Raw genomic sequence first — 25,796 nt, 5'->3', positions numbered from 1 at the left:
AGCAATGCATAACTCAGCCTTGAACGTCGTTCAAGAAATATTTTGAACATCGTTCACAAAATTTGAGATCGACGGAATGACCACGACGGCAGAGCGCCGCGAGCGGCAGCGAACCCAGCTGATCGATGCAGCCGAGAAGGCCATCGCCGAGAGAGGCCTGGCCGGCCTGAAGGCGCGCGAACTGGCGCAGGAGATCGGCTGCGCGCTCGGCGCGATCTACAATCTCGTCGCGGATATGGACGAGCTCGTCCTGCGCGTCGGCTCGCGCACGCTGGCACGGCTCGATGCGGCGCTGAGCGCGGCCGAGCGCGAGGACGCGCCGGCCTCCGCGGGTGCCGCCGCCGACAGGCTGGTCGCGGTCGCCCTCGCCTATTGCGCCTTTGCCCGCGACAACCTGCAGCTCTGGCGTATCCTGTTCGAGCACCGCATGGCGGAAGGCGCAGTGGTGCCGGACTGGGCGGTGAGCGAGCAGATGACGCTGTTCCGGCACATCCTCGAGCCGCTCAGCATGCTGTTGCCGGATCGAGCCGAGGCGGAGCGCATGCTGATGAGCCGGACCCTGTTCTCCGCCGTCCATGGCGTCGTCGCGATCGGACTGGAGCAGAAGTTGATCGCCGTGCCGCGCCGCGATCTCGACCGCCAGATCGAGGGCCTGGTCCGTCTGGTCTGTCGGGGGCTTGCCGTCTCGGACTGAGGCCTCGCGACGGCGTCCTCAGTCCTTGTGCACCCGGACGCGGCGCACGACCGGGTCCTCGCCCTCGGTCACGACCTCGATCGTGGTCGCCCTGCGACGCCAGATGAAGATGCACGGAGCCAGGCCCGTCCCGGCGCAGGCATGCATTTCCGGCCGACCGGCGCAGCGCTGGTCGCTGGCCATGCAGCGATCGGCGTCGGGCAGCGTGACCGGCTGCCAATCCTGACGCAACAGGGCGGCGCGCGCCTTGCCGTAATCCTGGCCCGCGAGCTTGGGCAGGGGCTCGGCGGCGGCCACGCCGACGACCGTTCCCAAAATCACGACGAGAGACGTGACCACACCCCTGAGCAGCTGCATCATGCCCTCGCAATGTCCTGGATACCGGCCGGCCTGCGGCATCGGCCGACGCCGGGCCTTACCATTGCATCATGCCGAATGACAGCGCTCCCACCCCTCGCTGCAGCGCCTGTTCACATGTCAACTCGCCTCGGCGCTGCGCACGTTCTGCATGATCAGCTGCGCCACGAGGGCCGGAGCTTCGATAGAGGGCATGTGCCCGACGCAGCCGAGCCGGTGGCAGGCGACATGGCCAGGCAATTCGTCCTGATGCTTTTGCGGGATGATGCGATCGCCTCGGCCCCAGATCACCTTGAGCGGCCCAGTGAAACGGTCGAGATCGGCGCCGATCCCGATCGCCTGCGTCCCGTCCGGAAACAGCCGTTGCGCGATCGCGGCCTGGGCTGCGCCGACACCAAACCGTTCGCGCTCGCGCAGCACCGCCTGGGCATAGCCGCGCGGCAGCCGGCCGGGATCTGCCGTGAGCCGCTCCAGCCAGGGCGCCAGGCTCTCCGTCGTCCGCGCCGACAGGAAGCCGGCGAGGAAGCTCCCGTCGATCTCAGGCCCAAGCCCCGCCGGCGCGATCAGCGTCAGCGAGCGCACCCGGACCGACTGGTTCGCCGCCAGCACCGCCGCGACGGCCCCGCCGAGCGAATGCCCGACGAGATCGCACTCGCGCGCGCCGCTGGCCTCGATCTGGCCGAGCACCGCCTCGGCGAGCGCCTCCAGCGATGGCGTTTCCAACGCAGGTTCCCGGCCATGGCCGGGCAGCTCCGGCGTCAGCACCGAACGCCCGTCGAGATGCGGCCGCACCATGTTCCAGGCCGCGGCATTGGCACCGAAGCCATGGATCAGCACGAGGGGGACGGCAGAGCTGATCTTTGTCACGGCAGGCGATGGTATCGCGGCAGCCGATACAGCCAGCGGAGCGGCTTCCGCCCGCTGACGCAAAACCCGCTCGATGTCGCGGCTCTTGATCCGCCCGCCCGGCCCGGTGCCGCCGATGTTGGACGTATCAAGCCCGGCCTGGCGCGCCAGTCGCCGGGCCAGCGGCGAGATGCTGACACGCCGACTGGCTGGCTCGGCCCGAGCCGATGCGTTCGGAACCGTGTCGGGCACGGCTGCCATCGCCGGCTCGGCAGCAGCGTCCGGCGCCGCATCCAGGCTATCGGCGATGCGGCCGAGCACCGCGCCGATGCCGACTTCGGCGCCCTCAGGCGCGAGGATCGCGGCGAGGACGCCGTCGCGCCCGGCCTCGATTTCGGTCGCGGCCTTGGCCGTCTCGACCACGACGACGACATCCCCCGCCTTGACGAGGTCGCCGACCTTCGCCGACCAGGAGACGACGGTCGCGCTCTCCATGTATTCGCCGGCGCCGCCGGCGAGCGTGATCTCATGGCTCATGCCATCCCCCTCAGGCCAGGGCCCGGCGCGCCGCCACCGCGATCTTGGCGGCATCGGGCAGGACGGTGCTTTCCAGCGGCTCGCTGTAGGGAATCGGGATGTCGTGGGTCGCGACACGCTCGACCGGCGCATCGAGCTCGTCGAAGCAGCTCTCCATGATCGTCGCGCTGAGCTCGGCGGCATAGCCGCAGAAGCGCCAGCCCTCGTTGACCACCACGGCGTGATGCGTCCGGGCGATCGAAGCCTTGATCGTCTCGCGGTCGAGCGGGCGCAGCGTGCGCAGATCGACGACCTCCGCGGAGATTCCCTCCTTCGCCAATTCGTCGGCGGCCTTCAGCGCGTCGACCACCATCTTCGAGGAGGCGATGATCGAGACGTCGCTGCCCGCCCGCGCGATGCGGGCCTTGCCGATCTCGACGAGATGGTCACCGTCCGGCACCTCGTCGCGCGTGTTGTAGAGCAGCTTGTGCTCCAGGAAGATCACCGGATGGTCGTCGCGGATGGCCGCCTTGAGCAAGCCCTTGGCATCCGCCGCCGTGGCCGGCGCGACCACTTTGAGGCCCGGGATATGGGCGACGAGCGCGTCCAGGCTCTTGGAATGCTGCGCGCCGGCGCCGGCTCCGCCGCCACCTTGCGTGCGCAGCACGAAAGGCATCGTGACCTGACCGTTCCAGATATAGTTGTAGATCGAGGCTTGGTTCATCAGCGCATCGATGCTGAGCGGCAGGAAGTCGGCATACATGATCTCGAGCACCGGACGGGTGCCGGCCATCGCCGCTGTCACCGCCATCGCAGTCAGCGTCTGCTCGGAGATCGGGGTGTCGCGCACGCGCTCCGGCCCGAACTCCGCCATCAGGTCCTTCGAGACCTTGAACACGCCGCCATAAACGGCGATGTCCTCGCCCATCAGCCAGACGGAAGGGTCGCGCTGCATCTCCTCGCGCAGCGCCGAACGCAGCGCCTCGGCATAACGCATCATCGCCATGGTCAGGCTCCCGCAACGGTATAGGGCGCGCTCGGCGCATGGTCGGCGAAACTGGGCAGCGGGTCGTTCAGGGCCTGCTCGACGGCGGCATCGACCTCGGTGCGCGCCGCCGCCATGACCGCGTCGAGCCGTTCGGCCGGAACGCTGTCGGCCAGCATGGCGAGCGCGCGCACGATCGGGTCGCGCTCGCGCCAGAGGGACAGGTCCTCCTCCGTCTGGTAGCCGCCGACATCGCTCGTCGAGAAGCCGACCATGCGGTAGGTCTTGGCTTCGATCAGCGAGGGCCCCTCGCCGCGCCGGGCCCGCTCGACCCCGGCGCCGACGGCGCGGTGGACGGCCATGATGTCGTTGCCGTCGACGATCTCGCCCGGCATGCCATAGCCGGCCGCGCGCACCGACAGGTCCGGCACCGAGGACTGCGTCGAATGATGCGCGGTCAGCCCGTACTGGTTGTGCTCCAGCACGAAGACGACGGGCAGCGACCACAGCGCCGCGAGGTTCATCGATTCATGGCAGATGCCGGTCTGTGCCGCGCCGTCGCCGAAGATGCACATGGCGACGCGCTGGCCGCCATCGGCCCGATTCTTCATCTGCAGCGAGACGGCGAAACCCGTCGCCGCCGGGATGCCGCCGCCGACGATGGCGTTGCCGCCGAGCAGGCCCTTCTTCACATCGGCGATCAGCATGTGCCCGGCCCGGCCGGCGCAGGCGCCGGTGGCGCGACCGAGGATCTCGGCGACGATCGGATGTAAGCCCACGCCCTTGCCGATATAATGCGCATGGCCGCGATGGGTGCTGGTGAGGAGATCCTGGTCGTCCAGCATCGCGGTCGCACCGATGCCGACCGCCTCCTGGCCGTCGCAGCGATGGATCGGCCCGCGCGTCTTGCCGGCCTTGTGCAGTTCGCCGAGACGCTCCTCGAGATGGCGCACCGCCACCATCCGCCCGAGCATGCCGAGCTGCTCGTCCACCGTCGGTGAATTCCTCATCGCCGCCGCTTTCTCCCTGCGTTCACGCCTCGCCCACCAGGTTTTGAACAGAGTGATCGAGACGCCCACGTCTTTCGCTGCGAGGGACCCTAGCGCAGTCCACGGCGCGGCGCTATAAGTGTCTACACAAGATAATGCAGTCTTGCAGCAAAGCGACAGGACCGGCCGCATGACGGCGAACGCGCGCTCCGATCACGGGGGGCGTCACCGGAGGAACGGCCGGCTTTCCGCCGGAACCAGAGGAGAAGCACGATGATCTTCGACCACCGCGTCTACACGGCCCGGCCGAACCGCCTGAACGACTTCCTGAAGCTCTATGAGGATGTCGGCCTGCCGATGCAGCGACAGTATCTCGGCGAGCCCTTCGGCTTCTTCCAGACCCATATCGGCGAGCTCAGCCGCGTCGTGCACCTCTGGCAATACGACAGCCTGGCCGACCGCGAGGCGCGCCGTGACGCGATGGAGGCCGATCCGGCCTGGCAGGCCTATCGCAAGCAAGTGGTCGAGGCCGACCCGCTGCTCGACATGCGCAACCAGATCCTCAAGCCCGTCTCCTTCTTCAAGCCCAAGACCTGAGAGCGAGCACCGCGCCGGACATCCAGCCCATGAAACTCGACCTGATCGTCGGCGACGACCGCTGGCGGATCGCCTGCGACACGGCGCGGGCGCCCCGCACGCTTGATGCGCTCGCCGCGACCTTGCCCACCGCACTCCAGCTCCACACCCCGAAGATCGCCGGCCAGCACGTCTACTGGCATGCGCCTTTCGTCGAGGATGCGGAGGGCGGCGTCGACGTCATGGAGGCGCAGCCGGGCGCCTTCCTGTACTGGCCGGCGCGGCAGTTCCTCGAGTTGATCTTCGCGCCGCTCCAGGCCGAGACCGCGCAGGTCACCCTGCTCGGCCAGATCGAGGGCGGGCTACCGGAACTCCAGGCGCTTGGCCTGCGCCTGCGCGAGCAGCATGGGCGCAGGCTCTTTGCCGGCAATCTGCTGCCGGTCGAAGGCGTGCAGGCGCCGGAATCGCGACCATCGCAGGTTCCGGCCAAGCTCGTCGCCTTGCGGCGCCAGCTCTGGAACGCCTCGCCCACCGATATCGAGGCCCTGCTGGCCTCGCGCGCGACCATGCATCCGGCCGGCCCGCTCTTCCTGGCAGAATCGGAAGCGCGCATCCTGCACGAATTGCTCTGGTGGGTCCGCGGCGGCCTTGCGACGGAAGAGCCACGCATCTCCCGCCGTATTGCAGCTGTCGCCTGCAACAAGGCCGCGACCCGGCTACGCGATTTCTGCCATCTCGGCGAGAGCGCGGCGGCGATCTTCGCGCTGGAAGCGGCCTTCAGCCGCGGCGACATCCCGCTCGCCGCTTTGGTCGACGAAGCCATCCTCTGCGCCGGGCGTCTGGCGGCCTGGCTCGACCTGCGCATCCCGTGGTCGGCAGTCAACGCCGCCACCCGCTCCGCCCTCGACGAGGTCATCGCATGAAGACCGGGCTCGCTCCCCTCGCCGATGGCGGAAGCCTCGCCTACACGCTTCGCGGCGAAGGCCCGCCGCTCGTGCTGATCTCGGGCCTGGGCGGCCTCGCCTCGTTCTGGAACGCCTTCGCCGAGGTCTGCGCGCCCTATTTCCAGGTCGTCACCTACGACCATCGCGGCGTCGGCGGTTCCTCGGCCCTCGAGGGCCCGACGAGTATCGACGCGATGCGCGAGGACCTTATCGGCCTGCTCGACCATCTCGGCATCGCCAGTTCCGCCATCCTCGGTCATTCCACCGGTGGCGCCATCGCGCAGAACCTCGCGCTCGCCCAGCCGGAGCGCATCGCGCGGCTGGTGCTGTCGGCGACCTTCGCCCGCCCCTGCGCCTATATGCGCCGCCTTTTCGTCGGGCGGATCGATCTGCTCGATAGGCTCGGCATCGACGCCTATCGCCGCCATGCGGTGACGCTGCTCAACGCGCCCTATTGGCTCGACGCCAACGATGCACTCGTCGAGGCGGAGTTGCAGGCCGCAGCGACCCGCTCGAAGCCGACGGACGCCGCGGTGATGCGCGAGCGCATGCTCGCCGTGCTCGGCCACGATGCGCAGGGCCGGCTGGCGCAGATCGCCTGCCCGGTCCGCGTCGTGGTCGCGGCCGACGACATCGTCACCCCCGCCTATCTCTCGGAGCGCCTCGCCGACGGCATCCCGCAGGCGGAACTCGCAGTGCTGCCGCGCGGCGGCCACTACGCCATGCGGGCCGAGCCCGAACTCTACCGCGACGCGGTGCTGGACTTTTTGCGTGGCGGGACGTCCGCCGCCGGGACGAGGACATGATCATGGATGTGAACGCGATGCGCGGGCCGATCGGCGTGGTCGGGCTCGGCACCATCGGCCAGCGCTGGGCCGCGACCTTCGCCCATCATGGCTACGAGGTCTCCTGCTATGATCCCGACCCGGCGCGCTGGCAGGGTTTCCAGGCGCTGCACCCGGCGCTGATCGACGATCTCGAACGGCTGGCGCCAGCGCGAACTGCACGCGGCCCGGTCCGCTTCTCCAGCGATCTCGGCAAGGCGCTCGCCGGCGTCGCCTTCGTCCAGGAGTCGGGGCCCGAACGGCTCGACCTCAAGCAGGAGCTGCTCGCGGCGATCGAACGAAACGTCGGCGACGACGTCATCATCGCCTCATCCTCCTCGGCATTGCTGGTCTCGGACATGCAGGCGAATTGCGGCCAGCCGCAACGCATCGTGCTAGCCCATCCCTTCAATCCCGTGCATCTGATGCCGCTGGTGGAGATCGTTGGCGGCCGCGACACCGCACCTGACGTGATCGAGCAGACCCGCGCCTTCTACGAGGCGCTCGGCAAGAAACCGGCAGTCCTGCGCAAGGAGGTCACCGGGCATCTGGCGCTCCGCCTGATGGGCGCGATGTGGCGCGAGGCGATCGCGCTGGTCGAGAATGGCGTCGCCAGCGCCGAGGATGTCGACCGCGCCTTCTGCTACGGCCCCGGCCCGAAATGGACGCTGCAGGGCTCGTTCATCTCGAACCACCTCAACGCCGAGGGTATCGAGGCCTTCCTGACCAAATACGGCAAGACCTACCAAGACATCTGGAACGATCTCGGCGATGCGAAACTAGAACCAGCGACAATCGCGCGCGTCTCGCAGGAAGTGCGTGCCGCGATCGGCGAGCGCAGCGACGCCGAGCTGCGCGACCAGCGCGACGCCGGCCTGGTCGACCTGCTGCGCGTGATGACGCAGCGCGCCGCCCTCTGACGATCGCAACGGGAGCATAGCCATGTCCGCGTCACTTCCCTATCGCACCGCCCTTGTCACCGGCGCCTCGCGCGGCATCGGTGCAGCGATCTGCGCCCGTCTGACCGGGATGGGCCTCACCGTCTACGGCGTCGCCCGCAGCCGCGAGGCGCTCGCCGGCGTCGTCGACGCGTTCGGCGTCGTGCCCGTCGTCGCCGATGTTCGCGATACCGACGCGATCGTCGCCGGGCTCGCCGGAGCCGAGATCGACGTGCTCGTCAACAATGCCGGCATGGTCGCGACCGTGAAGCCGCTTTACGAGCAAAGCGCCAACGAGATCGCCGAGACGATCGCGGTCAACCTGACTGCGCCGATGCTGCTGATGCGGGCGCTGCTATCGGGCATGGTCGCGCGCCGGCGCGGCCATGTCGTCAATATCACCACGACTGCGGCACGCGGCGTGCTCGCGGGAACCTCGGCCTATGGCGGCGCCAAGGCGGGCCTTGCCCATGCCTGCCGCTCGCTGCGCTACGATCTCGCCGGCAGCAATGTCCGGATCACCGATCTGGCTCCGGGCCGGGTCGAGACCGAGATTTATCTGCGCGCCTTCGGCGGCGATCGCGAACGTCTCAACGAGACCATGTACGGCCATGTCCGCGCGCTGCAGCCGCAGGACATCGCCGAGACGATCGCCGCGGTGCTGGCCTTGCCGCAGCATGTCGACGTCACCGAGATCGAGATCTCGCCGACCGACCAGGCGGTCGGCGGCCATGTCTTCAAATCGGTGGAGGGCTGAGCTGTTCAGGCGCGGCGGGTGCTCGCCGGCGCGCCCGTCAGCTTCTCCAGCACAGCATCGCAGGCGGCAATCCAGCTCGCCTCGACGTCACCAGCTTCGAGCACCTTCAGGCCGCATTCGGTGATGCCGCCCGGCGTCGCCAGGCTGTGGAGCAACGTCGCGACCGGTTCCGGTCGTTCCGCGATCATCCGGCCGGCGGCGACGAAGGTCTCCGCTGCCAGCTGCCGCGCCGTCTCGGGCGCCAGCCCCTGGGCGAGCGACCAGTCGCGCCCGAGCCCGATCAGCACCTGGGCCCAGCCATAGATCGCGGCGCTGACCGTCGCGGTCTCGAATCCTGCTTCGTCGGCGAGCGGGATGACCGCGCCGAGCCGCGCCAGCAGCGGCCGCAGCGCCGGCAGGTCCGGATAGACGGTCGTCGGACTCGCGCCGATCGAGGCCGCCGTCAGCGGCATGATCCGCACCACCACAGCCGGCGCAGCCACCGCCCGCAAATCCGCCAGGGGCACGCCGGCGCAGGCCGAGACCAGGATCTGGCCCGGCCGCCAGCCCAACCCCGTCACCGCGGCGGCGGCATCGCCCGGCCGTGTCGCCAGCAGCACAATGTCGGCGGCAGCGACGAGTCCGCCATTGTCGGCCGCGAGCCCGATACCATGGCGCTGCGCCAGCTTCGGGCCGTGCCCGCGCGGCGACAGGATCATCTCGCCCGCCGGCAATCCGCTGCGCAGGAGCCCGGTGATCATCTCTTCCGCGAGATGACCGACGCCGAGGAAGCCAATTCGTGTCATGTTGCATCCATGAGTGCGCACACTGCTTGCAGCAATGACGATCGGTGGTTGATTTTTGCGTGCGAGACGCTTTCAAGCATGAAGCGTCGAGAGGCCGGACGCGACCGCAGACCGGCCGGACAGAGAGGCTGAATGCCGAAGACCGCCAAGGCCACGACCGCGGAAAAGGCCGACAGGACCGCGCCGCGCCGCGCCGCCGACAGCGCCGAGCGCGCCTACAAGGCGATCCGGCAGCAGCTCGTCGAGTTCAAGATGCGCCCGGCCGAGCGAATCAACGAGGTCCATCTCGCTGAGATGCTCGACCTCTCGCGCACCCCGGTGCGCGAGGCGCTGAACCGGCTCGCCTCGGAAGGCTTCCTGGTGTTCACGCCCAATCGCGGCTTCTGCTTCCGCGGGCTCGACATCGACGATCTGCTCGACCTGTTCGAGATGCGCTCGATCATCGAGACCGGCGCCTTCGCGCTGGCCTGCGAACGCGTAGACGACGCCGGCATCGCCAAGCTGCAGGCCTTCTGGGCCGACGCGCACCCACGCTATGACAAGCGCGACCCGGACGAGATCCTCGAACTGGACGAGGCCTTCCACGTCCACCTCGCCGAACTCGCCAACAACCCTGAGATCGTGCACCAGCTCACCGGCATGAATGCGCGCATCCGCTTCGTGCGCCGCGCCCAGATCGAGAATGCGCCGCAGCACTGGAGCCTGGTCGACGACCATGCGCGCATCCTCCAGGCCCTGATCGACCGTGACCGCGAGCGCGGCGTCGACATCCTGCGCCGCCATATCTCGCTGACTTTCGCCGAGGCGCGCGCCGCCCTCAAGGAAGCGCTGCTCAAGAGCTATTTGCCGGACGAGGACGTGCCGCCCCGTCGCCGGGGACGCACGGCGCGGAAGTAGCGCGGGCCCCTCATTTCTGCAGATTGCACGGCCAGCGCGCACCAAGCCCTGAGCTACCGCTTCAATGGTCGCTGCAGCCAGCACACGGCTGCGCTTAGACCTTGAAATCGCGCCACTTTTCCTGAATTCACCGGAGCCTCGGCCCGACAAGGAACAGCTCACGGCCGGCGCTTTTACCAGCAAGAATCTGCGATTTGGGCAGGGGCTGCGCACGTGATGTCCAAAAGTGCCTGTACAACTGCATGCACTTATGACACGTTCCCTCCATCGGGGAAATCCCGCTGTGAATGGAACCTTTAGGGATGCGCGACCACGTCCTCGGGCTCGACCACATCGTCATCGCCGTGAGCGAGCTGTCGGCGTCGGCGCAGCGCTGGCAGGCGCTGGGCTTCGCGGTCTCGCCGCGCGGCCTGCACAGCGACTATCTCGGCACCGGCAACCACACAATCATGTTCGAGGACGACTATGTCGAACTCCTCGGCGTGCTCGCCGCCACCGAGTTCAACGCCCCGACACGCAGCTTCCTCGCTGATGGCGCCGGACTTGAGCGCCTCGCCATGCGCACCGACAATGCCGCTGCCGGGCTCGCCGCCCTGAAGCGTGACGGTTTCGATGGCAGCACCGGTCCCTTCGAGTTCCGTCGCCCCGTCGAGCTCGATAGCGGGCGCATGGGCGAGGCGGGCTTCCGCATCTTTCAATGGCCGCTGGAGCCGGCGCCCGGGAATGTTCGCCTGTTCGCCTGCGAGCATCTCACCCGCGACACCGTCTGGCTGCCGAGCCTGACCACGCATCGCAACGGCGCCCGGGCGCTGAAGCGGATCGAGATCGTCGCCACCGACCCGCGCGCCGAAGCGGAACTCTGCGGCAAGCTGCTCGAGCTGCCGGTCAGCGCGAATGCCGGCGCCCATACCGTCGCCATGCGCCCGCGCGGCGCCGATCTGGTCTTCGTCGACAAGGCGAGCTTCGCAGCGCGCTGGGGGCGTCAGGCCGACGGCGCGCTACCGCGCTGCGGCATTGTCCTGTCGGTCGCCGACATCGAGGCGGCCGCGCCCTTCGCCGAATGGACCGGCCCAAATGCCCTGCTCTGCGCGGGCGTCGACGGCGCGCTGATCGGCTGGGAGGCGTCCGTCCGGCGGGAATGACCGCTCGCCACAAAGAATTCACAAGCAAATCACGACAATGGAGGGGACCATGACCACGACACATCCGACACGGCGCCGCCTGCTCGCCAGCGCCGGCGCGCTCGCAATGGCTGCCGCACTGCCGGCCGCGACCTTCGCCCAGGAGCCGCGCCGCGGTGGCACCATCACCGTGCACATGCCGCAGGAGCAGCGCATCCTGAACCCTGCCTTGCGCGCCTCGACCGGCGTCTATGTCATCGCCTCCAAGATCATGGAGCCCCTCGTCGATCTCAACGAGAAGGGCGAGCTCGAGCCGATGCTGGCGACGAGCTGGGAAGGCTCGGCCGACGGCAAGACCATCACCATCAAGCTGCGCGAGGGCGTGAAGTGGCATGACGGCAAGCCCTTCACCTCGGCCGACGTGCAGTACACGGCGATGGAGCTGTGGAAGAAGCACCTGAACTACGGCACCGCGCTGCATTCGGCGCTTGAAGCGGTCGATACGCCCGACGCCCACACCGCGATCTTCCGCTACAGTCGTCCGATGCCGATGGACCTGTTCATGGGCGCGGCGCCGGACCTCGGCTACATCGCGCCGAAGCATGTCTACGAGGGCACCAACATCCTCGACAACCCGGCCAACGTCGCCCCGATCGGCACCGGCCCGTTCAAATTCGCCCAGTATGAGCGCGGGCAATACGTCATCGCCGAGCGCAACCCGGATTACTGGCGCAAGGGCTTCCCCTATCTCGACAAGATCGTCTGGCGCTTCATCACCGACAAGGCCGCCGCGACCGCCGCGATCGAGGCCGGCCAGGTTCATATGAGCAATTACTCCTCGCTGCCGCTGGCCGATATCGCCCGGCTCGGCAAGGATGCCCGCTTCGAGGTCTCCTCGCGCGGCAATGAGCGCCAGCCCTTCCAGAACACGATCGAATTCAACCTGCGCCGCAAGGAACTCGCCGATGTGCGCGTGCGCCGCGCCATCATCCACGCGGTCGACACCGACTTCTTCATCGAGAACTTCCTGTACGGCAACGGCAAGCGCGCCCATGGGCCGATCCCGTCGGTCTCGACCAATTTCTACAAGGCCGGCGCGCCGGACTATGCCTTCGACGTCAAGAAGGCCAACGCGCTGCTCGACGAGGCCGGCTTCAAGCGCGGCGCCGGCGGCGTGCGCTTCTCGCTGAAGATGCTGAGCCCGCCCTTCGGCGAGGACATCCCGCTCTGGTCGACCTTCATCCAGCAGTCGCTGCAGCAGGTCGGCATCAAGGTCGAGCTCCAGCGTCCGGACGCCGCGACCTATCTCACCGCGGTCTATCGCGACTGGGACTACGATCTCTCGACCGGCTGGCACATCTACCGCGCCGACCCGGCGATCAGCACCATGGTCTGGTACCGCTCGGGCAGCCCGAAGGGCACCGCCTTCACCAACCAGTGGGGCTGGGTCGACCCGAAGGCCGACAAGATGATGGACGACGCGGCCTTCGAGATCGATCCAGCCAAGCGCAAGGCCGCCTATCCGGAGCTCGTCAACCTGCTCAACACCGAGGTGCCGCTGTGGATGGCGACGGAACGCCAGTTCATCTCGGTCACCAGCAAGAAGCTGAAGAACCACCACAACAATCCGCGCTGGCCGTCGAGCCACTGGGCGGATCTGTGGTTCGAGCCCTGATCCGGCCGAGCCGGAGCGGCCGTCCCTAGCGGCGGCCGCTCCCCGCCTGACCACCGCCTTAGACTAGGGACCGCTTGGCGGATTTCGGATGCCGGCCATCCGAACAAGCCCGGCGCTTGAAGACCACGGTTCATGCACATTCTGAAACTGGCCGGACGACGGCTGATGAGCAGCATCCCGACGCTGCTCATCCTGCTCGCCGGATTGTTCATCCTCCTGCAGTTCGCCCCCGGCGACACCGTCGATGCGCTGATGGCGCAGATGGGCGGCGGCGATCCGGCGCAGGCAGCCGAGCTCAGGCGCTTCTACGGGCTGGAAGGCAGCGCGGCCGTGCGCCTGCTCGACTATCTCTGGCGGCTGGTCCGGCTCGATCTCGGCTTCTCCGCCATCTACAACAAGCCGGTCGCGACCGTGATCCTGGAGCGGCTGCCGGCGACGCTGATGCTGATGCTATCGGCGCTGAGCTTCGCCTTCTTCGCCGGCATGCTGCTCGGCATCGTCTCCGCCCAGCGCGTCAACGGCTGGGCCGACACGTTGATCTCGCTGCTCGGCCTCCTCTTCTACGCGACGCCGTCGTTCTGGCTCGGCCTGATGAGCATCGTCGTATTCTCGATCTGGCTGGCCTGGCTACCGCCGGGCGGGCTCTACGAGATCGGCTCGGGTGCGACCGGCATCTGGCTGGTGCTCGACATCGCCCGCCACCTGATCCAGCCGACGATCACGCTCGCTTTGATCTTCCTTGCCATCTACCTGCGCATCATGCGCGCCTCGATGCTCGAGGTCTCGACGCTCGACTTCGTCCGCACGGCCCGCGCCAAGGGACTGACCCGCGGCGAGATCGTCCGCAAGCACGTGCTGCGCAACGCGCTCCTGCCGATGGTGACGCTGATCGGCCTGCAGGCCGGCACCATGCTCGGCGGCTCGGTGGTGATCGAGAGCGTGTTCTCGCTGCCCGGCATCGGCCGCCTCGCCTATGAATCCGTCGTCCAGCGCGACCTCAACACCCTGCTCGGCATCGTCTTCGTCTCCGCCGTCATGGTCATCTGCGTGAACTTCATCGTCGATCTGGTCTATGCGCGGCTCGACCCCCGCATCAGCGCGGGAGCCTGAGCCATGAAGGCGCTCAAGCATTTCCTGATGAGCCCGGCCGCCATGCTCGGCCTCGTCCTGCTCGTCGTCATCGTCGGCCTCGCCCTCTTCGCCGATGTGCTCTATCCACGCGATCCACTCGGCCTCGCCGGCCGCCCGCTGCAATGGCCCAATCCCGGCGGCCGCTTCCTGCTCGGCACCGACGCATCGGGGCGCGACATCGCCGCCCAGATCGCCCATGGCGCCCGCACCACGCTTCTGATGGGCATCGTCTCTACTCTGATCGCCATCGCAATCGGCATCGTCATCGGCGCGATTGCCGGCTTCTATGGCGGACTGACCGACGATGTGCTGATGCGCCTGACCGAGGCCTTCCAGACCCTGCCGAACTTCATCCTGCTGCTGGTGCTCGTCGTCGTCGTTGGCTCGAACATGACTGCGGTGACGATCGCGATCGGCGTCGTCTCCTGGCCGGCGGTGGCGCGCCTGACGCGGGCCGAGTTCCTGACCCTGCGCAACCGCGAATTCGTCCAGGCCTGCCGCACCCTCGGCCTGACCAATCGCTGGATCATCTTCCGCGAGGTCCTGCCCAACGCGCTCGCTCCGATCATCGTCTATGGCAGCGTCGTGATGGCGACCGCGATCCTGCTGGAGAGCGCGCTCGCCTTCCTCGACCTCTCCGACCCGAACATCGCCTCCTGGGGCAACCTGATCGGCCAGGGCCGCAAGGTGCTGCGCAGCGAATGGTATGTCTCCGCCATCCCCGGCGTCGCCATCCTGCTAACCATCCTCTCGGTCTCGCTGGTCGGCCAGGGGCTGAACGATGCGCTCAATCCGAGGCTGCGCAACCGATGAGCGCCCCCGCGATGACTCCGCTCGTCCGCATCGAGGACCTCTCCATCGCCCTGCCCAGGGGCGCCGACCGGCCCTTCGCCGTCGAGACGCTGTCGCTGACCTTGAACGCCGGCGAGATCGTCTGCGTCGTCGGCGAGAGCGGTTCCGGCAAGTCGATGACCGCCTCGGCGCTGATGGGGCTGCTGCCGCCCTCGCTGCCGGTCCACAGCGGCAGGATCATGCTCGGCGAGCGCGACATCGTCCGCCTCACCGAGGACGAGCTGCGTGCCATCCGCGGTCCTGAGATCGGCATGATCTTCCAGGAGCCGATGACGGCGCTGAACCCGCTGCGCACCGCCGGCGACCAGATCGCCGAGATGTTCCGCGCCCATACCGACCTGCCGAGAGCGCAGATCGAGGCGCGGGCGCTGAAACTGCTCGACGAAGTCGGCATTCCCGAGCCGGCCTCCGCCTATCGCGCCTATCCGCACGAGCTTTCCGGCGGCCAGCGCCAGCGCGTGATGATCGCGATGGCACTCGCCCTCGAACCGAAGATCCTGATCGCCGACGAGCCGACCACCGCGCTCGACGTCACCATCCAGGCGCAGATCCTGGAACTGATCCGCGACATCCAGCGGCGCACCGGCATGGCGGTGCTGTTCATCACCCATGATTTCGGCGTCGTCGCCGAGATCGCCGACCGGGTCATGGTGATGCAGCACGGCAAGGTCGTGGAAAGCGGCGACGCGCAGGGGGTGCTGCACAACCCGCAGCATCCCTATACCAAGGCGCTGATCACGGCGGTGCCGAGCCTGACGCCACCGCCACCGCGCGCTCTGCCCGACCAGACCATCGCGACCGTGCGCGAGCTCTCGAAGACCTACCGCACCGGCGGCGGCTGGTTCGGCCGCAAGCAGCGCGTCACCTATGCGGTGAAGTCGGCGACCATTTCCCTGCCGAGCCAGGCGACGCTCGGCATCGTCGGTGAGAGCGGCTCGGGCAAGTCGACGCTGGCACGCTGCATCGTGCGCCTGCTCGATCCCGACAGCGGCTCGATCGAGCTCGGTGGTGTCGATTTCGGCAGGCTCGAGGGCGAGGCGCTGCGGCGCCAGCGTCATCTCGTCCAGATGGTCTTCCAGGACCCTTACGCCTCGCTCAACCCACGCCGCAGCGTCGGCGACCTCGTCACGCAGGGCCTGATCGCCCGCGGCACCAAGCGCGCCGACGCGATGGCGCGCGCCAAGGAACTCTTCGCTTTGGTCGGCCTCGACCCTGCCGCCACCGATCGCCTGCCGCACGAATTCTCCGGCGGTCAGCGCCAGCGCATAGGCCTCGCCCGGGCGCTGGCGCTCGAACCCAAGGTGCTGGTCGCGGACGAGGCGGTCTCGGCGCTCGATGTCTCCGTGCAGGCGCAGGTCCTCAAGCTGCTGGTCGAACTGCGCGACAAGCTTTCGCTCTCGATGATCTTCATCACCCATGACCTGCGCGTCGCAGCGCAGATCTGCGACCGGATCGCGATCATGCAGCGCGGCGAGGTCGTCGAGCACGGCGTGACCGCGGACATCTTCGCCGCGCCGAAGCACCCCTACACCCAGAAGCTGCTTTCCGCCGTGCCGGGAAGGGCGAACTGACGGAGCTGATCCGATGAGCGAGACCCACGAACCCGGCGAAACCTTCGTCGTCCAGCCCGGCACCGCGACGAGCTTCTGGCAGCCCGTGCCGGCCAATGGCCATATCGAGGTCGCGCTCGACCCGTCCAAGGTCAGGATGGACAACCCGCTCGCCTTCGGCACCCAGACCGTGCCGCCCGGCGGCCATGTCCGCGAGCACAGCCATGACCGCCATGAGGAGGTCATCTACTTCATCAAGGGCAAGGGCCGGGCCGTGCTCGACGGCCAGGACGTGCCGGCCGTGCCGGGCACTGCGATCTTCGTCGGCAAGAGCCGCCGCCATATGTTCATCAACGACGGCACCGAGGACCTGCATTGGGTCTGGCTGATCGTGCCGAACGGCCTCGAGGATTTCTTCCGCCTGATCGGCCGCCCGCGGACGGCCGGTGAACCGGCCCCGGAGAATTTCCCGCGGCCAGAGAACGTGCTGGAGATCGAGCGTCAGACCGTCTTCGCAGTCCAGCCCAAAGACCAGCGCCAGCCCTGACGGAGGCTACAATGGCGAGCGAGCGGCGCATCGGCCTGATCGGCTTCGGCACGATCGCCCGGGACATCCGGGCCCGGCTCGGCGGCGACGGCTTTGCCTTCGCCGCTCTGTTGCGGCCGGATTCGCCGAGCTGCGCCGGCTTGCCAGCCGGCCTCACCTTGCTCGCGTCCGTCGATGAGTTGCTGGCCTGGCGCCCTGACATCGTTGTCGAGGCAGCCGGGCATGCTGCCGTCTCGCAACTCCTGCCCGCAATCCTCGCCGCCGGCATTCCAGCCATCCCGGCCTCGACCGGAGCACTCGCCGACGATGATCTCCTCGCCCGCCTCACCGAGGCGGCCGAGCAGGGAAGGACGCGCCTGATCGTGCCTTCCGGCGCGGTCGGCGGCCTCGATTATCTCGCCGCGCTGCGCGAGACGGCCGACGCTCGTGTCCGCTACACCTCGCGCAAACCGCCGGCAGCCTGGGGACCCGAGCTCGCCGCACTTGATCTTGCGGAAAAGGCCGCGCAGGCCGAGATCGCGCTCTATGAAGGCACGGCGCGCGAAGCGGCCAAGCTCTATCCGAAGAACCTCAATGTCGGGCTGACTATCGCGCTGGCGGTCGGGCATGACCGCCTTTCCGTCCGCATCGTCTCCGACCCGGAGGCAGCCGGAAACACCCACGAGATCGAGGCGGAGAGCGCGCTCGGCACGGCCCGGATGAGCTTCGTCAACCTGCCTTCGCCGGCCAACCCCAAGACCTCGGCCCTGACGGCGGCCAGCCTCACCGCGGCGATCCGCCGGCAATTCGATCGCATCGCGGTCTAGGAGAGGATATCGATGACCGCGCCCGTGCTGCCGAAGCTCGCCGACCTCGTCCCGCCGAATTTGCGGCCGGGCGCCGAGCTGCTGGCCGACGGCGCTGCCATGGCGCGCGACTGGCAGGTCGGCCGCAATCTCTTCCTCGATACGGCCGGCGTCGCCTGCGAGGCCGACTACAAGCGGCGTATGGCGAGCGAAGGGCGCATCATGCAGCATGCCCATATCGGCTTTCGCAGCGTCGAGCGCACGCTTGAAGCAATCCGGACCGTGCATGAGAGCTGCGCCAGGCTCGGCGTCACCGTCGATCGCTTCGGCATCACGCTCGACTGGTCGATGGGCTACCCGCTGGGCGAGCGCGACAAGCGCCCGCGCGGCACTGGCATCGTGCTCTCCGGCCCCGAGGACTTCTCCCGCATCACGGGCGTCGTTCCGGCGGCGGCGCATTTCGGCGACTTCATGCTCGGCCTGCCCGGTGCGGTCGAGAATACCCGCGCCGCGCTGGCGGCCGGCGTCACCACCGTCGGCAATCTCGGCCAGTACTTCACCTTCCGCCTGCCCGACTGGGACGACGACGTCGCCACGACCGAGGCGACGGTGACGGCGCTCGGCCTGATCGCGGCCCAGCCGGTCGAGGTGCTGGTCCATTCCAATCTCGACGACGGCTTCGCCGGCCTGTTCTCCGATATGAGCTCGGCGCTCGGCATGGTGCTGATCGAGAAATACATCGTCGAGGAACTGATCGGCGCCCGCGCCTCGCATTGCTACGGGCACCATTTCACCGCCCCGCTGGTGCGCCTCGCCTTCCATCACGCGCTGATGCGAGTTACCGACACGCCCGGCAGCATGATCTTCGGCAACACGGTCAGCTACAAGTCGACGCCGGCCGGCAATTTCGCCAGCCTCGCCAGCTATCTCCAGGCCGATATCTGGTCGCTGCGCCGCCAGCATAGCGGCCACGCCATCAACCCGGTGCCGGTCACCGAGAATGAGCGCATTCCCGATACCGACGAGATCATCGACGCGCAGATTTTCGCCGGACGGCTGGTCGAGCACGCCTCCGGCAGCCTCGGCTTGATCGACCTCGCACCTGTCGATGCGATGGCGGAGAGCCTCGTCGCCGGCGCGCACAAATTCCGCTGCCGGGTCCTCGCCGGCCTCGCCGATCTCGGCGTCGACATCGCCGACGCCGCCGCGATCATGCTGGCGCTGCGCCGCATCGGCCCGCGGCGGCTGGAAGCGCACTACGGCTCCGGCGCACCGGATCGCGCCGCCTGGGGCGGGCGTCGTGCCCTGGTCGAGGCCGAATGGGTCGAGGAACTCCGGCACGAGACGGAAGGCTGGCTCGACAAGGTCGCAACACCGGTCCGCGCGGGCATCGGACAGGCCAGCCTCAAGGTCTGCGTCGCCAGCAGCGACGTGCACGAGCATGGCAAGAGCCTGATCGAGCACCTGCTGACACGGCTCGACGCCGAGCCGGTCGACGGCGGCACCTCGGCGGATCCCGATGATCTCGTCGCCATCGCGCTTGCAAATGGCTGCGACGTGATCGCGATCAGCACCTATAACGGCATCGCCCTGCGCTTTGCGACCGAGGTTCTGGCGGCGTTGGAACGCGCCGGCGCCAGCCTGCCGGTCTGCATCGGCGGCCGCCTCAACCAGATTCCCGAGGATTCGAATTCCGGCCTGCCGGTCGACGTCACCGATGATCTCGCCAGGCTCGGCGTCATCCCCTGCCCGACGCCGGAGGGCCTGGTCGCCGAGCTCGATGCGCTCGCGCGGGCCCGGTCGGCACAGGCCGGAGCAGCCTGAGGCCGCGCTCCGCCGCGCTGATGACATGATCGGCACGGAGGGTTCGGGCATGCCGGATCCGGCCTCCCGAAAGGACATCAGCATGACCACCACCCGCAGCCTCCTGGCGGGCGCCGCTCTTTTCGCCACCTTCGGCCTCGCCGGCATGGCCCTGGCGCAAGGTCATCAGGGCCATGGCAGCCATGGCACGACGACGCCTGCCACCGTCGGTACCGCGGCGACTCAGGCCTACAAGGCCGCCAACGACAAGCTGCACAAGGAGATGGGCATCGCTTTCAGCGGCGACGCCGATGTCGATTTCGCCCGCGGCATGATCCCGCATCACCAGGGCGCCGTCGACATGGCCAAGGTCGTGCTCGCCCATGGCAAGGACCCCGAATTGCGCAAGCTCGCCGAGGGCGTGATCACCGAACAGGAGAAGGAGATCGCCTTCCTGCGCGACTGGCTGAAGAAGCAAGGCAAGTAATCTTTACCACACCGCCCCGGATTCGTCGCGATCCGGGGCCCGCTTCACGCCGGCGGCTTGCCCTGCAAGGCAGGCTTTGGCAGAGAGGCGGCGCGACTTGCGTCCACGCGTCCTGCATGCACAAGCCGTGATTCACACATGGGCTCTGCTCTCGCCTCCGGCTGCTCGCGGGTTCGATGAAAAAATACCTCGACTATCTCTGGCCCCTGATCGGCCTCGTCGCTGTGATCTGGTCTGTCGACCTGCTCTGGGACAAGCTCAAGACCGAGGCCCTGACCAATGAGGCCATCGCGGCCCAGCTCGATCAGGCCGGCCTCTGGGACGCGTTCAAGATCGTCGCCACCGGCATCGGCCAGAAGATCGCGCTGATCCCGCCGGCCGCCTTCTTCCATGCCGGCCTCGCGACGCTCGTCGCCTATGCCGCGCTCGCCTGGTACGACCGGATCGCGCTTTTGCATCTGCATCGCGAGAAGGGCATCTCCTGGGCCTATATCTCGCTCTGCTCCTTCGTCACCTACGCGCTCTCGCACAATATCGGCGCCTCGGTCTTCTCCGGCGGGATGGTGCGCTATCGCGCCTATCACGCGAAGGGCCTGAGCGCGGCCGAGATCGCAGTGCTGGTGGCGCTCTGTTCCTTCACCTTCGCCTTCGGCACCATCCTCCTGATGGGCTGCGTGCTCATCGGCGAACCGCAGATCCTGCGGCCGCTACACCGGCTCTCCGACTGGTTCGGCATCGGCGACAAGCAGGCGCGCCTGATCGGCTTTGGCCTGATCGCCTTCTGCGTGCTCTACACGATCGGCGCCTGGCTGCGCTTCAAGCCGCTCAAGATCGGTTCGTTCGAGCTGGTCTATCCGCGTCTGCCGATCGTCGCCAGGCAGTACTTCGCCGCCCCGCTGGAGCTGATGGGCGCCGCCGGCATCATCTATTTCGCGCTGCCGGAGCAGGGCAATCCCGGCTTCTTCATCGTGCTCGGCGCCTTCCTGATCTCGTTCTCGGCCGGCCTGCTCAGCCAGGTGCCGGGCGGCGTCGGCGTGATGGAGGCGGTGTTCCTCGCGGTGATGCCGGGCGTGCCGGCCCCGGCCGTCTTCGCAGCATTGCTGGTCTGGCGGATGTTCTACCTGATCATTCCGCTGGTGATCTCGCTACCGATCGTGCTCGCATTCGAGCGCGCGCAACTGCGCAAGGCGTTGGCGCACGAGACGCAGGTGAAGGCTCAGGAACAGGCGGCGGCCAAGGCCGCGGCTCTGCACATCGACAAGCCGGAGTAAGGCTTCAGCGCTTGAGCGCGATCGCCGCTGCCCCGAACATCAGGAGGCTGCCGATCGCCTCGGCCGGCCCGAACGGCTCGCCGAGCGCGAAAACGCCGGCCCCGACCGCCACCGCCGGGCTGATGAAGGCATAGAGCCCGGCCCGGAAGGCGCCCCAGTCGCGCACGAGCCTGAGATAGATGGTGAAGCCGATCAGCGAGCCGCCGATCACCAGCACCGCCACCGCCGGCAGTACCGGCCACGAGACCAGCGCGCTGAAATGCGCCGGCGTGACGTTCTCCAACAATGCCGACATCAGGCAGAGCCCGAGGCCGCCGATCAGCGTCTGCCAGCCGGCCAGCGTCAGCGTCGGGATGCGGCCCATCACCGGCCGCGACCAGACCGCGCCGAAGCAATAGAGCAGCGTGCCGCCTGCGACCGCGGCCAATCCCCAGAGCTCGAGCGGCCCGCCTTTCGCCGCGGCGAGCCCGCCCAGCGCCCGCGTCGAGAACAGGAAGCCGAGACCGACGGCGCCCAGCCCGATCGCCGCGAGCTTGCGCCCGCCGATCGCATGCCCCTCGATCAGGTAGCTGGCGATGATGGTGAAGATCGGGATGGTGGCGAAGTTGACGATCGCTGCGAGCCCGGTCGGCGCCTGCGCCGTGCCCCAGAACAGCAGGGTGTAGTTGCCGGTGTTGAGCAGCAGCGCGGTCATGACGACGCGCGGCCAGGCTGCAGCCGGCACCCGCAACACGTCCCGCCCGGCCCAGGCCAGCATCAGCGCTCCTGCGATGATGAAGCGCGACGCCGCGAGGAAAACCGGCGGCACATGCTGCGAGCCGACCTTGATCGGCAGCCAGGTCAGGCCCCAGACGAGGCACATCAGCGCGAAGAGGGCAGCGTTGCGAGACATGGGCTTGCGCTTAGCGAGGGTGACGGGAAGGACCAATGCCGGCCCGGCATGCGGCCATGGCGTTGATGGAGGAACGCCTACCCCATCCTCTGGCCAACGCGCTTGCCGCACTCTATTATAAGAGAATCAAGGGTAAGATGATGGACGATCTCGCGTCAAGATTGGCAGAACGGCTGCGCGGCGAGCGTGAAGGCCGCGGCTGGAGCCTGAACGATCTCGCCGAGCGCTCCGGCGTCTCGCGCGCCATGATCAGCCGGATCGAGCGCGGCGAAGCGAGCCCGACGGCAGTCCTGCTCGGCCGGCTTTCCGGCGCCTTCGGCCTGACCCTGTCGAACCTGCTGGCGCGGATCGAGAATGCCGGCGAGCGCGTCCGGCGTGCCAAGGACCAGCCGCTTTGGCGCGATCCCGAGACCGGCTTCGTCCGCCGCGCCATCTCGCCGGCCGGCAATGGCGATCTCGAACTGGTCGCCGGCGAATTGCCGCCCGGCGCGGCGATCGCCTATCCCGCCAGCTCCTACGCCTTCATCCGCCAGCAGATCTGGATGCAGTCGGGAGAGCTCGATTTCGACGAGGGCGGCATCGTCACCCGGCTTCAGGCCGGCGACTGCATGGAGCTCGGCCCGCCCAGCGATTGCCGCTTCAGCAATCCCGGCCCCGGGCCGGCGCGCTATCTCGTGGTGGTGAGCCGGCGCTGAGGCTCGAACCAGTTCCCCCACAGAATTCAAAAGCGCGTGTCATCCCGGGCGACCGGAGGGAGACCCGGGATCCATTCCGGAGCCTTTCCGAAAAAGGTTCAGGAATGGATCCCGGCTCTACGCTTCGCTCCGGCCGGGATGACTAAATTATAAAACGCGAGCCAATTAGACCGTCCCCACCGTCCTGAGCTTCGCCCGCGGGTGGATCTCGCTCTGCGAGAGCACCGGCGTCTCGCGGCGGAAGCGCTCGATGATCTGGCGCACGAAGGGCCGCGCCATGCCGGAGGTGACCAGCGCCGGCATCTCGCCGAGCCGGGCCGCGTCCTCGAACTTCTCGCGCACCTGATGGACGAAGTCCTGCAGCCGCGAGGGCTGCATGGCCAGATGCCGGTCCTCGCCCTGGCCGACGATCGATTCGGCGAAGACGCTCTCCCAGGCCGGCGACAGCGTGATGATCGGCAACTGTCCGTGCTGGTTGGAGAACTGCGCGCAGATCTGGCGGGCAAGCCGGACGCGGACATGCTCGGCGATGTCGCGCGGGCTCCTGACGTTGCCGGCGACCTCGGCGATGCCCTCGACGATGGTGGCGAGGTCGCGGATCGAAATGCGCTCGGAGAGCAGGAGCTGCAGCACGCGCTGGATGCCGGTGGTCGAGATCTGCTGCGGCACGATCTCCTTGACGAGGTCGGCATGGTCCTTCGGCAGTTCGCGCAGCAGCTTCTGCACCTCGCCATGCGAGAGCAGCTCCGGCATGTGCGATTTCAGCACCTCGGTGAGGTGGGTCGAGATCACCGTCGCCGCATCGACCACGGTATAGCCGCGCAGTTGCGCCTCGTCCTGCAGCGCCCCGTCGATCCAGGTCGCCGGCAGGCCGAAGGTCGGCTCCAGCACATTGTGGCCCGGCAGCGTCACGCTGCCGCCCATCGGGTCCATCGCCATGTACTGGCCGGGATAGACCATGCCGTGGCCGGCATCGATCTCCTTGATCTTGATGAAGTAGTGGTTCGCCTCGAGCTGGACGTTGTCGACGATGCGCACCGCCGGCATGACGAAGCCGAGCTCGGCGGCGAGCTGGCGCCGGAGCGCCCGGACCTGGTCGGTCAGCCGGTCGGCTCCCCCCGGTGCATTGACCAGCGGCAGCAGGCCGTAGCCGATCTCGATTTTGAGCTCGTCGAGCTTGAGCAGGTCGTTGAGCGTCTCTTCCTTCGGCGTGCCATCGGGCGCGAGCGGCGAGGCCGCCTGCGCCTGCACGGCCGTCTCCGCCTCGCGCGCCTTGGCGAGCTTGCCGAAATGCCGCGCCAGCCAGCCCGCGCCGCCTGCGAGCACGAGGAAAGGCAGCATCGGGATGCCCGGCAGGACCGCGATCAGCAGCATCACCGCTGCCGACATGCCGAGCGCCTTGGGGTAGCCCGAGAGCTGCTTGCCGAGTGCCTTGTCGGCGGCGCCGCGCACGCCCGATTTCGAGACGAGCAGGCCGGCCGCGGTCGAGACGATCAGCGCCGGGATCTGGCTGACCAGGCCGTCGCCGACCGTGAGCAGGGTATAGCTGTGCGCCGCTGCGCCAAAGCTCATGCCCTGCTGCGCGACGCCGATGATGATGCCGCCGATCACGTTGATGAAGGTGATCAGCAGACCGGCGATCGCGTCGCCGCGCACGAACTTGGAGGCGCCGTCCATCGAGCCGAAGAAATTCGCCTCGTCCTCCAGCGCCTTGCGCCTGACCTTGGCGACGTCCTGGTCGATCAGTCCGGCCGAGAGGTCGGCGTCGATCGCCATCTGCTTGCCGGGCAAGGCATCGAGGGCAAAGCGCGCCGCGACCTCGGCGATACGGCCCGAGCCCTTGGTAATGACGACGAAGTTGACGATGATCAGGATGGTGAAGACGATCACCCCGATCACGAAATTGCCGCTCATCACGAAATTGCCGAAGGCCTCGATGACGTGGCCGGCGGCGGCAGTGCCCTCATGGCCATGGGCGAGGATCAGGCGCGTCGAGGCGAGATTCAGCGCGAGGCGCAGCATCGTCACGATCAGGAGCACGGTCGGGAAGGCCGAGAACTCCAGCGGCTCCTCGATGAACAGCGCCGTCATCAGGACGAGCACCGACAGGATGATCGAGAGCGCCAGCAGCATGTCGAGCAGCATCGCCGGCAGCGGGAAGATCAGCACCACGAGGATGCCCATCACGCCGATGGCGAGGAACAGGTCAGGCCGGTTGAGCAGCGCGCCCATCTGGCCGCGCGTCGGCATCTGCATGCCCCCGCCGCTGCCTGCCGTCACATCGCTCATCGACCGGAAACCCCCACGCGTCGCCCGTCGCCGGGCGGCTGTCGTACCCGGCAATTCTTGCCGAGCACATGGTGAACGAGTGGTTAAGAACCCTCAAAAAATCCCATTCGGAACCTTTCCCTGAACGGGCTGTTATCGAATGGCCGCCTTCTGGCCGCATTCGCCCGTCCAACTTCAGGCGGGCCGACGACACTGGCCGCCTGGCCGAAGCCTTTTGGAGGATATGTTGGATAGACGTTCATTCATGCTGAGCCTTTTCGGCGGCCTCGCTGCCGCCAGCGTCGGTGGCATGGGCATCGCCCACGCCGCGAGCGCGGCGCCCAGCGCAGCTCCGGTACCATCACCGGAAGAGCTGGCCCCCGCGCTGAAAGCCGGGCTCGACAAGACCGACGCCGATTTCAGCCAGGTCGTGGTGCGTGACCGCGTCGTCGTGCGCCGCCGCCCCTATCGTCGCCCGGTCGTCGTCCGCCGCACCGTCGTGGTTCGCCGGCCGAGGCCTTACCGCCGCCCGGTCGTGGTGCGCCGGCGTGTGATCTACCGCTGAGAGCGGCGACTATCGACGGGCGGCCTCAGGGCCGCCCGCCAGCCCT

At 68.0% G+C, this 25,796-nt stretch carries 26 protein-coding genes; 19 read left to right on the top strand and 7 right to left on the bottom strand.

Translation table 11 applies throughout. The features are described from left to right. Positions 1 to 76 precede the first annotated feature (76 nt). A complete protein-coding gene (locus AC1DS0_RS07735) occupies positions 77 to 694 on the top strand; it encodes a TetR/AcrR family transcriptional regulator (RefSeq protein ID WP_476813789.1) in 618 nt (205 codons plus the stop codon). Between the two features lie 18 nt (positions 695 to 712). Here the strand turns inward: AC1DS0_RS07735 and AC1DS0_RS07730 are convergent, their stop codons facing one another. The 4 genes from AC1DS0_RS07730 to AC1DS0_RS07715 all read right to left on the bottom strand — a co-directional run bounded on the left by AC1DS0_RS07730 (position 713) and on the right by AC1DS0_RS07715 (position 4,408). Continuing rightward, a complete protein-coding gene (locus tag AC1DS0_RS07730) occupies positions 713 to 1,054 on the bottom strand; it encodes a hypothetical protein (RefSeq protein WP_476813788.1) in 342 nt (113 codons plus the stop codon). 117 nt (positions 1,055 to 1,171) lie between these two features. Beyond that, positions 1,172 to 2,434, bottom strand: a complete 1,263-nt coding sequence (locus AC1DS0_RS07725; protein ID WP_476813787.1) for an acetoin dehydrogenase dihydrolipoyllysine-residue acetyltransferase subunit — start codon at positions 2,432 to 2,434, stop codon at positions 1,172 to 1,174. 10 nt (positions 2,435 to 2,444) lie between these two features. Continuing rightward, complete coding sequence (locus tag AC1DS0_RS07720) at positions 2,445 to 3,419, bottom strand: alpha-ketoacid dehydrogenase subunit beta (RefSeq protein WP_476813786.1); 975 nt, start codon at positions 3,417 to 3,419, stop codon at positions 2,445 to 2,447. 2 nt (positions 3,420 to 3,421) lie between these two features. Further along, positions 3,422 to 4,408 (bottom strand): thiamine pyrophosphate-dependent dehydrogenase E1 component subunit alpha, encoded by a 987-nt coding sequence (locus tag AC1DS0_RS07715; RefSeq protein ID WP_476813785.1) that lies wholly within the window; start codon positions 4,406 to 4,408, stop codon positions 3,422 to 3,424. 252 nt (positions 4,409 to 4,660) lie between these two features. Between AC1DS0_RS07715 and AC1DS0_RS07710 the strand changes: the two genes are divergently transcribed. Genes AC1DS0_RS07710 through AC1DS0_RS07690 form a run of 5 tightly spaced genes read left to right on the top strand, consistent with a single transcriptional unit; the run spans position 4,661 to position 8,426 of the window. Then, complete coding sequence (locus AC1DS0_RS07710; protein ID WP_476813784.1) at positions 4,661 to 4,984, top strand: NIPSNAP family protein; 324 nt, start codon at positions 4,661 to 4,663, stop codon at positions 4,982 to 4,984. A gap of 29 nt (positions 4,985 to 5,013) precedes the next feature. Beyond that, complete coding sequence (locus AC1DS0_RS07705; RefSeq protein WP_476813783.1) at positions 5,014 to 5,886, top strand: hypothetical protein; 873 nt, start codon at positions 5,014 to 5,016, stop codon at positions 5,884 to 5,886. Next, complete coding sequence (locus AC1DS0_RS07700; protein ID WP_476813782.1) at positions 5,883 to 6,713, top strand: alpha/beta fold hydrolase; 831 nt, start codon at positions 5,883 to 5,885, stop codon at positions 6,711 to 6,713. The genes AC1DS0_RS07705 and AC1DS0_RS07700 overlap by 4 nt, the downstream gene beginning before the upstream one ends. 2 nt (positions 6,714 to 6,715) lie before the next feature. Then, complete coding sequence (locus AC1DS0_RS07695) at positions 6,716 to 7,651, top strand: 3-hydroxyacyl-CoA dehydrogenase NAD-binding domain-containing protein (RefSeq protein ID WP_476813781.1); 936 nt, start codon at positions 6,716 to 6,718, stop codon at positions 7,649 to 7,651. A gap of 22 nt (positions 7,652 to 7,673) precedes the next feature. After that, complete coding sequence (locus AC1DS0_RS07690; RefSeq protein WP_476813780.1) at positions 7,674 to 8,426, top strand: SDR family oxidoreductase; 753 nt, start codon at positions 7,674 to 7,676, stop codon at positions 8,424 to 8,426. A gap of 5 nt (positions 8,427 to 8,431) precedes the next feature. Here the strand turns inward: AC1DS0_RS07690 and AC1DS0_RS07685 are convergent, their stop codons facing one another. After that, positions 8,432 to 9,211, bottom strand: a complete 780-nt coding sequence (locus tag AC1DS0_RS07685; RefSeq protein WP_476813779.1) for a pyrroline-5-carboxylate reductase family protein — start codon at positions 9,209 to 9,211, stop codon at positions 8,432 to 8,434. A gap of 132 nt (positions 9,212 to 9,343) precedes the next feature. Between AC1DS0_RS07685 and AC1DS0_RS07680 the strand changes: the two genes are divergently transcribed. From AC1DS0_RS07680 to AC1DS0_RS07630, 11 genes are all read left to right on the top strand, one after another. After that, positions 9,344 to 10,108: a GntR family transcriptional regulator gene (locus AC1DS0_RS07680; RefSeq protein ID WP_476813778.1), complete on the top strand. Its 765-nt coding sequence runs from the start codon at positions 9,344 to 9,346 to the stop codon at positions 10,106 to 10,108. A gap of 302 nt (positions 10,109 to 10,410) precedes the next feature. Beyond that, positions 10,411 to 11,250: a VOC family protein gene (locus tag AC1DS0_RS07675; protein WP_476813777.1), complete on the top strand. Its 840-nt coding sequence runs from the start codon at positions 10,411 to 10,413 to the stop codon at positions 11,248 to 11,250. 49 nt (positions 11,251 to 11,299) lie between these two features. Then, positions 11,300 to 12,904 carry an ABC transporter substrate-binding protein gene (locus tag AC1DS0_RS07670; protein WP_476813776.1) on the top strand — a complete coding sequence of 535 codons (1,605 nt, stop codon included), beginning with the start codon at positions 11,300 to 11,302 and terminating at the stop codon, positions 12,902 to 12,904. Positions 12,905 to 13,036: 132 nt separating this feature from the next. After that, a complete protein-coding gene (locus tag AC1DS0_RS07665; RefSeq protein ID WP_152015726.1) occupies positions 13,037 to 14,014 on the top strand; it encodes an ABC transporter permease in 978 nt (325 codons plus the stop codon). 3 nt (positions 14,015 to 14,017) lie between these two features. Then, a complete protein-coding gene (locus tag AC1DS0_RS07660; protein ID WP_476813775.1) occupies positions 14,018 to 14,848 on the top strand; it encodes an ABC transporter permease in 831 nt (276 codons plus the stop codon). Positions 14,849 to 14,859: 11 nt separating this feature from the next. Continuing rightward, complete coding sequence (locus AC1DS0_RS07655) at positions 14,860 to 16,458, top strand: ABC transporter ATP-binding protein (protein ID WP_476813774.1); 1,599 nt, start codon at positions 14,860 to 14,862, stop codon at positions 16,456 to 16,458. Between the two features lie 13 nt (positions 16,459 to 16,471). Further along, on the top strand, positions 16,472 to 16,984 hold the full coding sequence (locus AC1DS0_RS07650) for a cupin domain-containing protein (protein WP_476813773.1): 513 nt from the start codon (positions 16,472 to 16,474) through the stop codon (positions 16,982 to 16,984). A gap of 11 nt (positions 16,985 to 16,995) precedes the next feature. Next, entirely contained in the window at positions 16,996 to 17,790 is a 795-nt protein-coding gene (locus AC1DS0_RS07645) for an aspartate dehydrogenase (RefSeq protein ID WP_476813772.1), read from the top strand. 12 nt (positions 17,791 to 17,802) lie between these two features. Continuing rightward, positions 17,803 to 19,593, top strand: coding sequence for a cobalamin-dependent protein (locus AC1DS0_RS07640; RefSeq protein WP_476813771.1), 1,791 nt, complete (start codon positions 17,803 to 17,805; stop codon positions 19,591 to 19,593). A gap of 82 nt (positions 19,594 to 19,675) precedes the next feature. Next, on the top strand, positions 19,676 to 20,059 hold the full coding sequence (copM, locus tag AC1DS0_RS07635; RefSeq protein WP_476813770.1) for a CopM family metallochaperone: 384 nt from the start codon (positions 19,676 to 19,678) through the stop codon (positions 20,057 to 20,059). 176 nt (positions 20,060 to 20,235) lie between these two features. Then, positions 20,236 to 21,330 carry a lysylphosphatidylglycerol synthase transmembrane domain-containing protein gene (locus AC1DS0_RS07630; RefSeq protein WP_193219564.1) on the top strand — a complete coding sequence of 365 codons (1,095 nt, stop codon included), beginning with the start codon at positions 20,236 to 20,238 and terminating at the stop codon, positions 21,328 to 21,330. A gap of 4 nt (positions 21,331 to 21,334) precedes the next feature. On the opposite strand, the gene AC1DS0_RS07625 is transcribed toward AC1DS0_RS07630, so the two are convergent. Further along, positions 21,335 to 22,222 carry a DMT family transporter gene (locus AC1DS0_RS07625; protein ID WP_476813769.1) on the bottom strand — a complete coding sequence of 296 codons (888 nt, stop codon included), beginning with the start codon at positions 22,220 to 22,222 and terminating at the stop codon, positions 21,335 to 21,337. Between the two features lie 140 nt (positions 22,223 to 22,362). Between AC1DS0_RS07625 and AC1DS0_RS07620 the strand changes: the two genes are divergently transcribed. Beyond that, entirely contained in the window at positions 22,363 to 22,917 is a 555-nt protein-coding gene (locus tag AC1DS0_RS07620; protein WP_476813768.1) for a helix-turn-helix domain-containing protein, read from the top strand. A gap of 165 nt (positions 22,918 to 23,082) precedes the next feature. Here AC1DS0_RS07620 and flhA read toward each other — a convergent pair whose 3' ends face one another. After that, positions 23,083 to 25,206, bottom strand: a complete 2,124-nt coding sequence (gene flhA / locus AC1DS0_RS07615) for a flagellar biosynthesis protein FlhA (RefSeq protein WP_476813767.1) — start codon at positions 25,204 to 25,206, stop codon at positions 23,083 to 23,085. Positions 25,207 to 25,450: 244 nt separating this feature from the next. Here flhA and AC1DS0_RS07610 point away from each other — a divergent pair, with 244 nt between their 5' ends. After that, positions 25,451 to 25,750 (top strand): hypothetical protein, encoded by a 300-nt coding sequence (locus AC1DS0_RS07610; RefSeq protein ID WP_476813766.1) that lies wholly within the window; start codon positions 25,451 to 25,453, stop codon positions 25,748 to 25,750. Positions 25,751 to 25,796: the final 46 nt, after the last annotated feature.

It is taken from the genome of Allobosea sp. P4_H5 (assembly GCF_056400825.1).
Note: the sequence above shows the minus strand (reverse complement) of the source record. Positions and strands in the feature narration are given on the sequence as shown.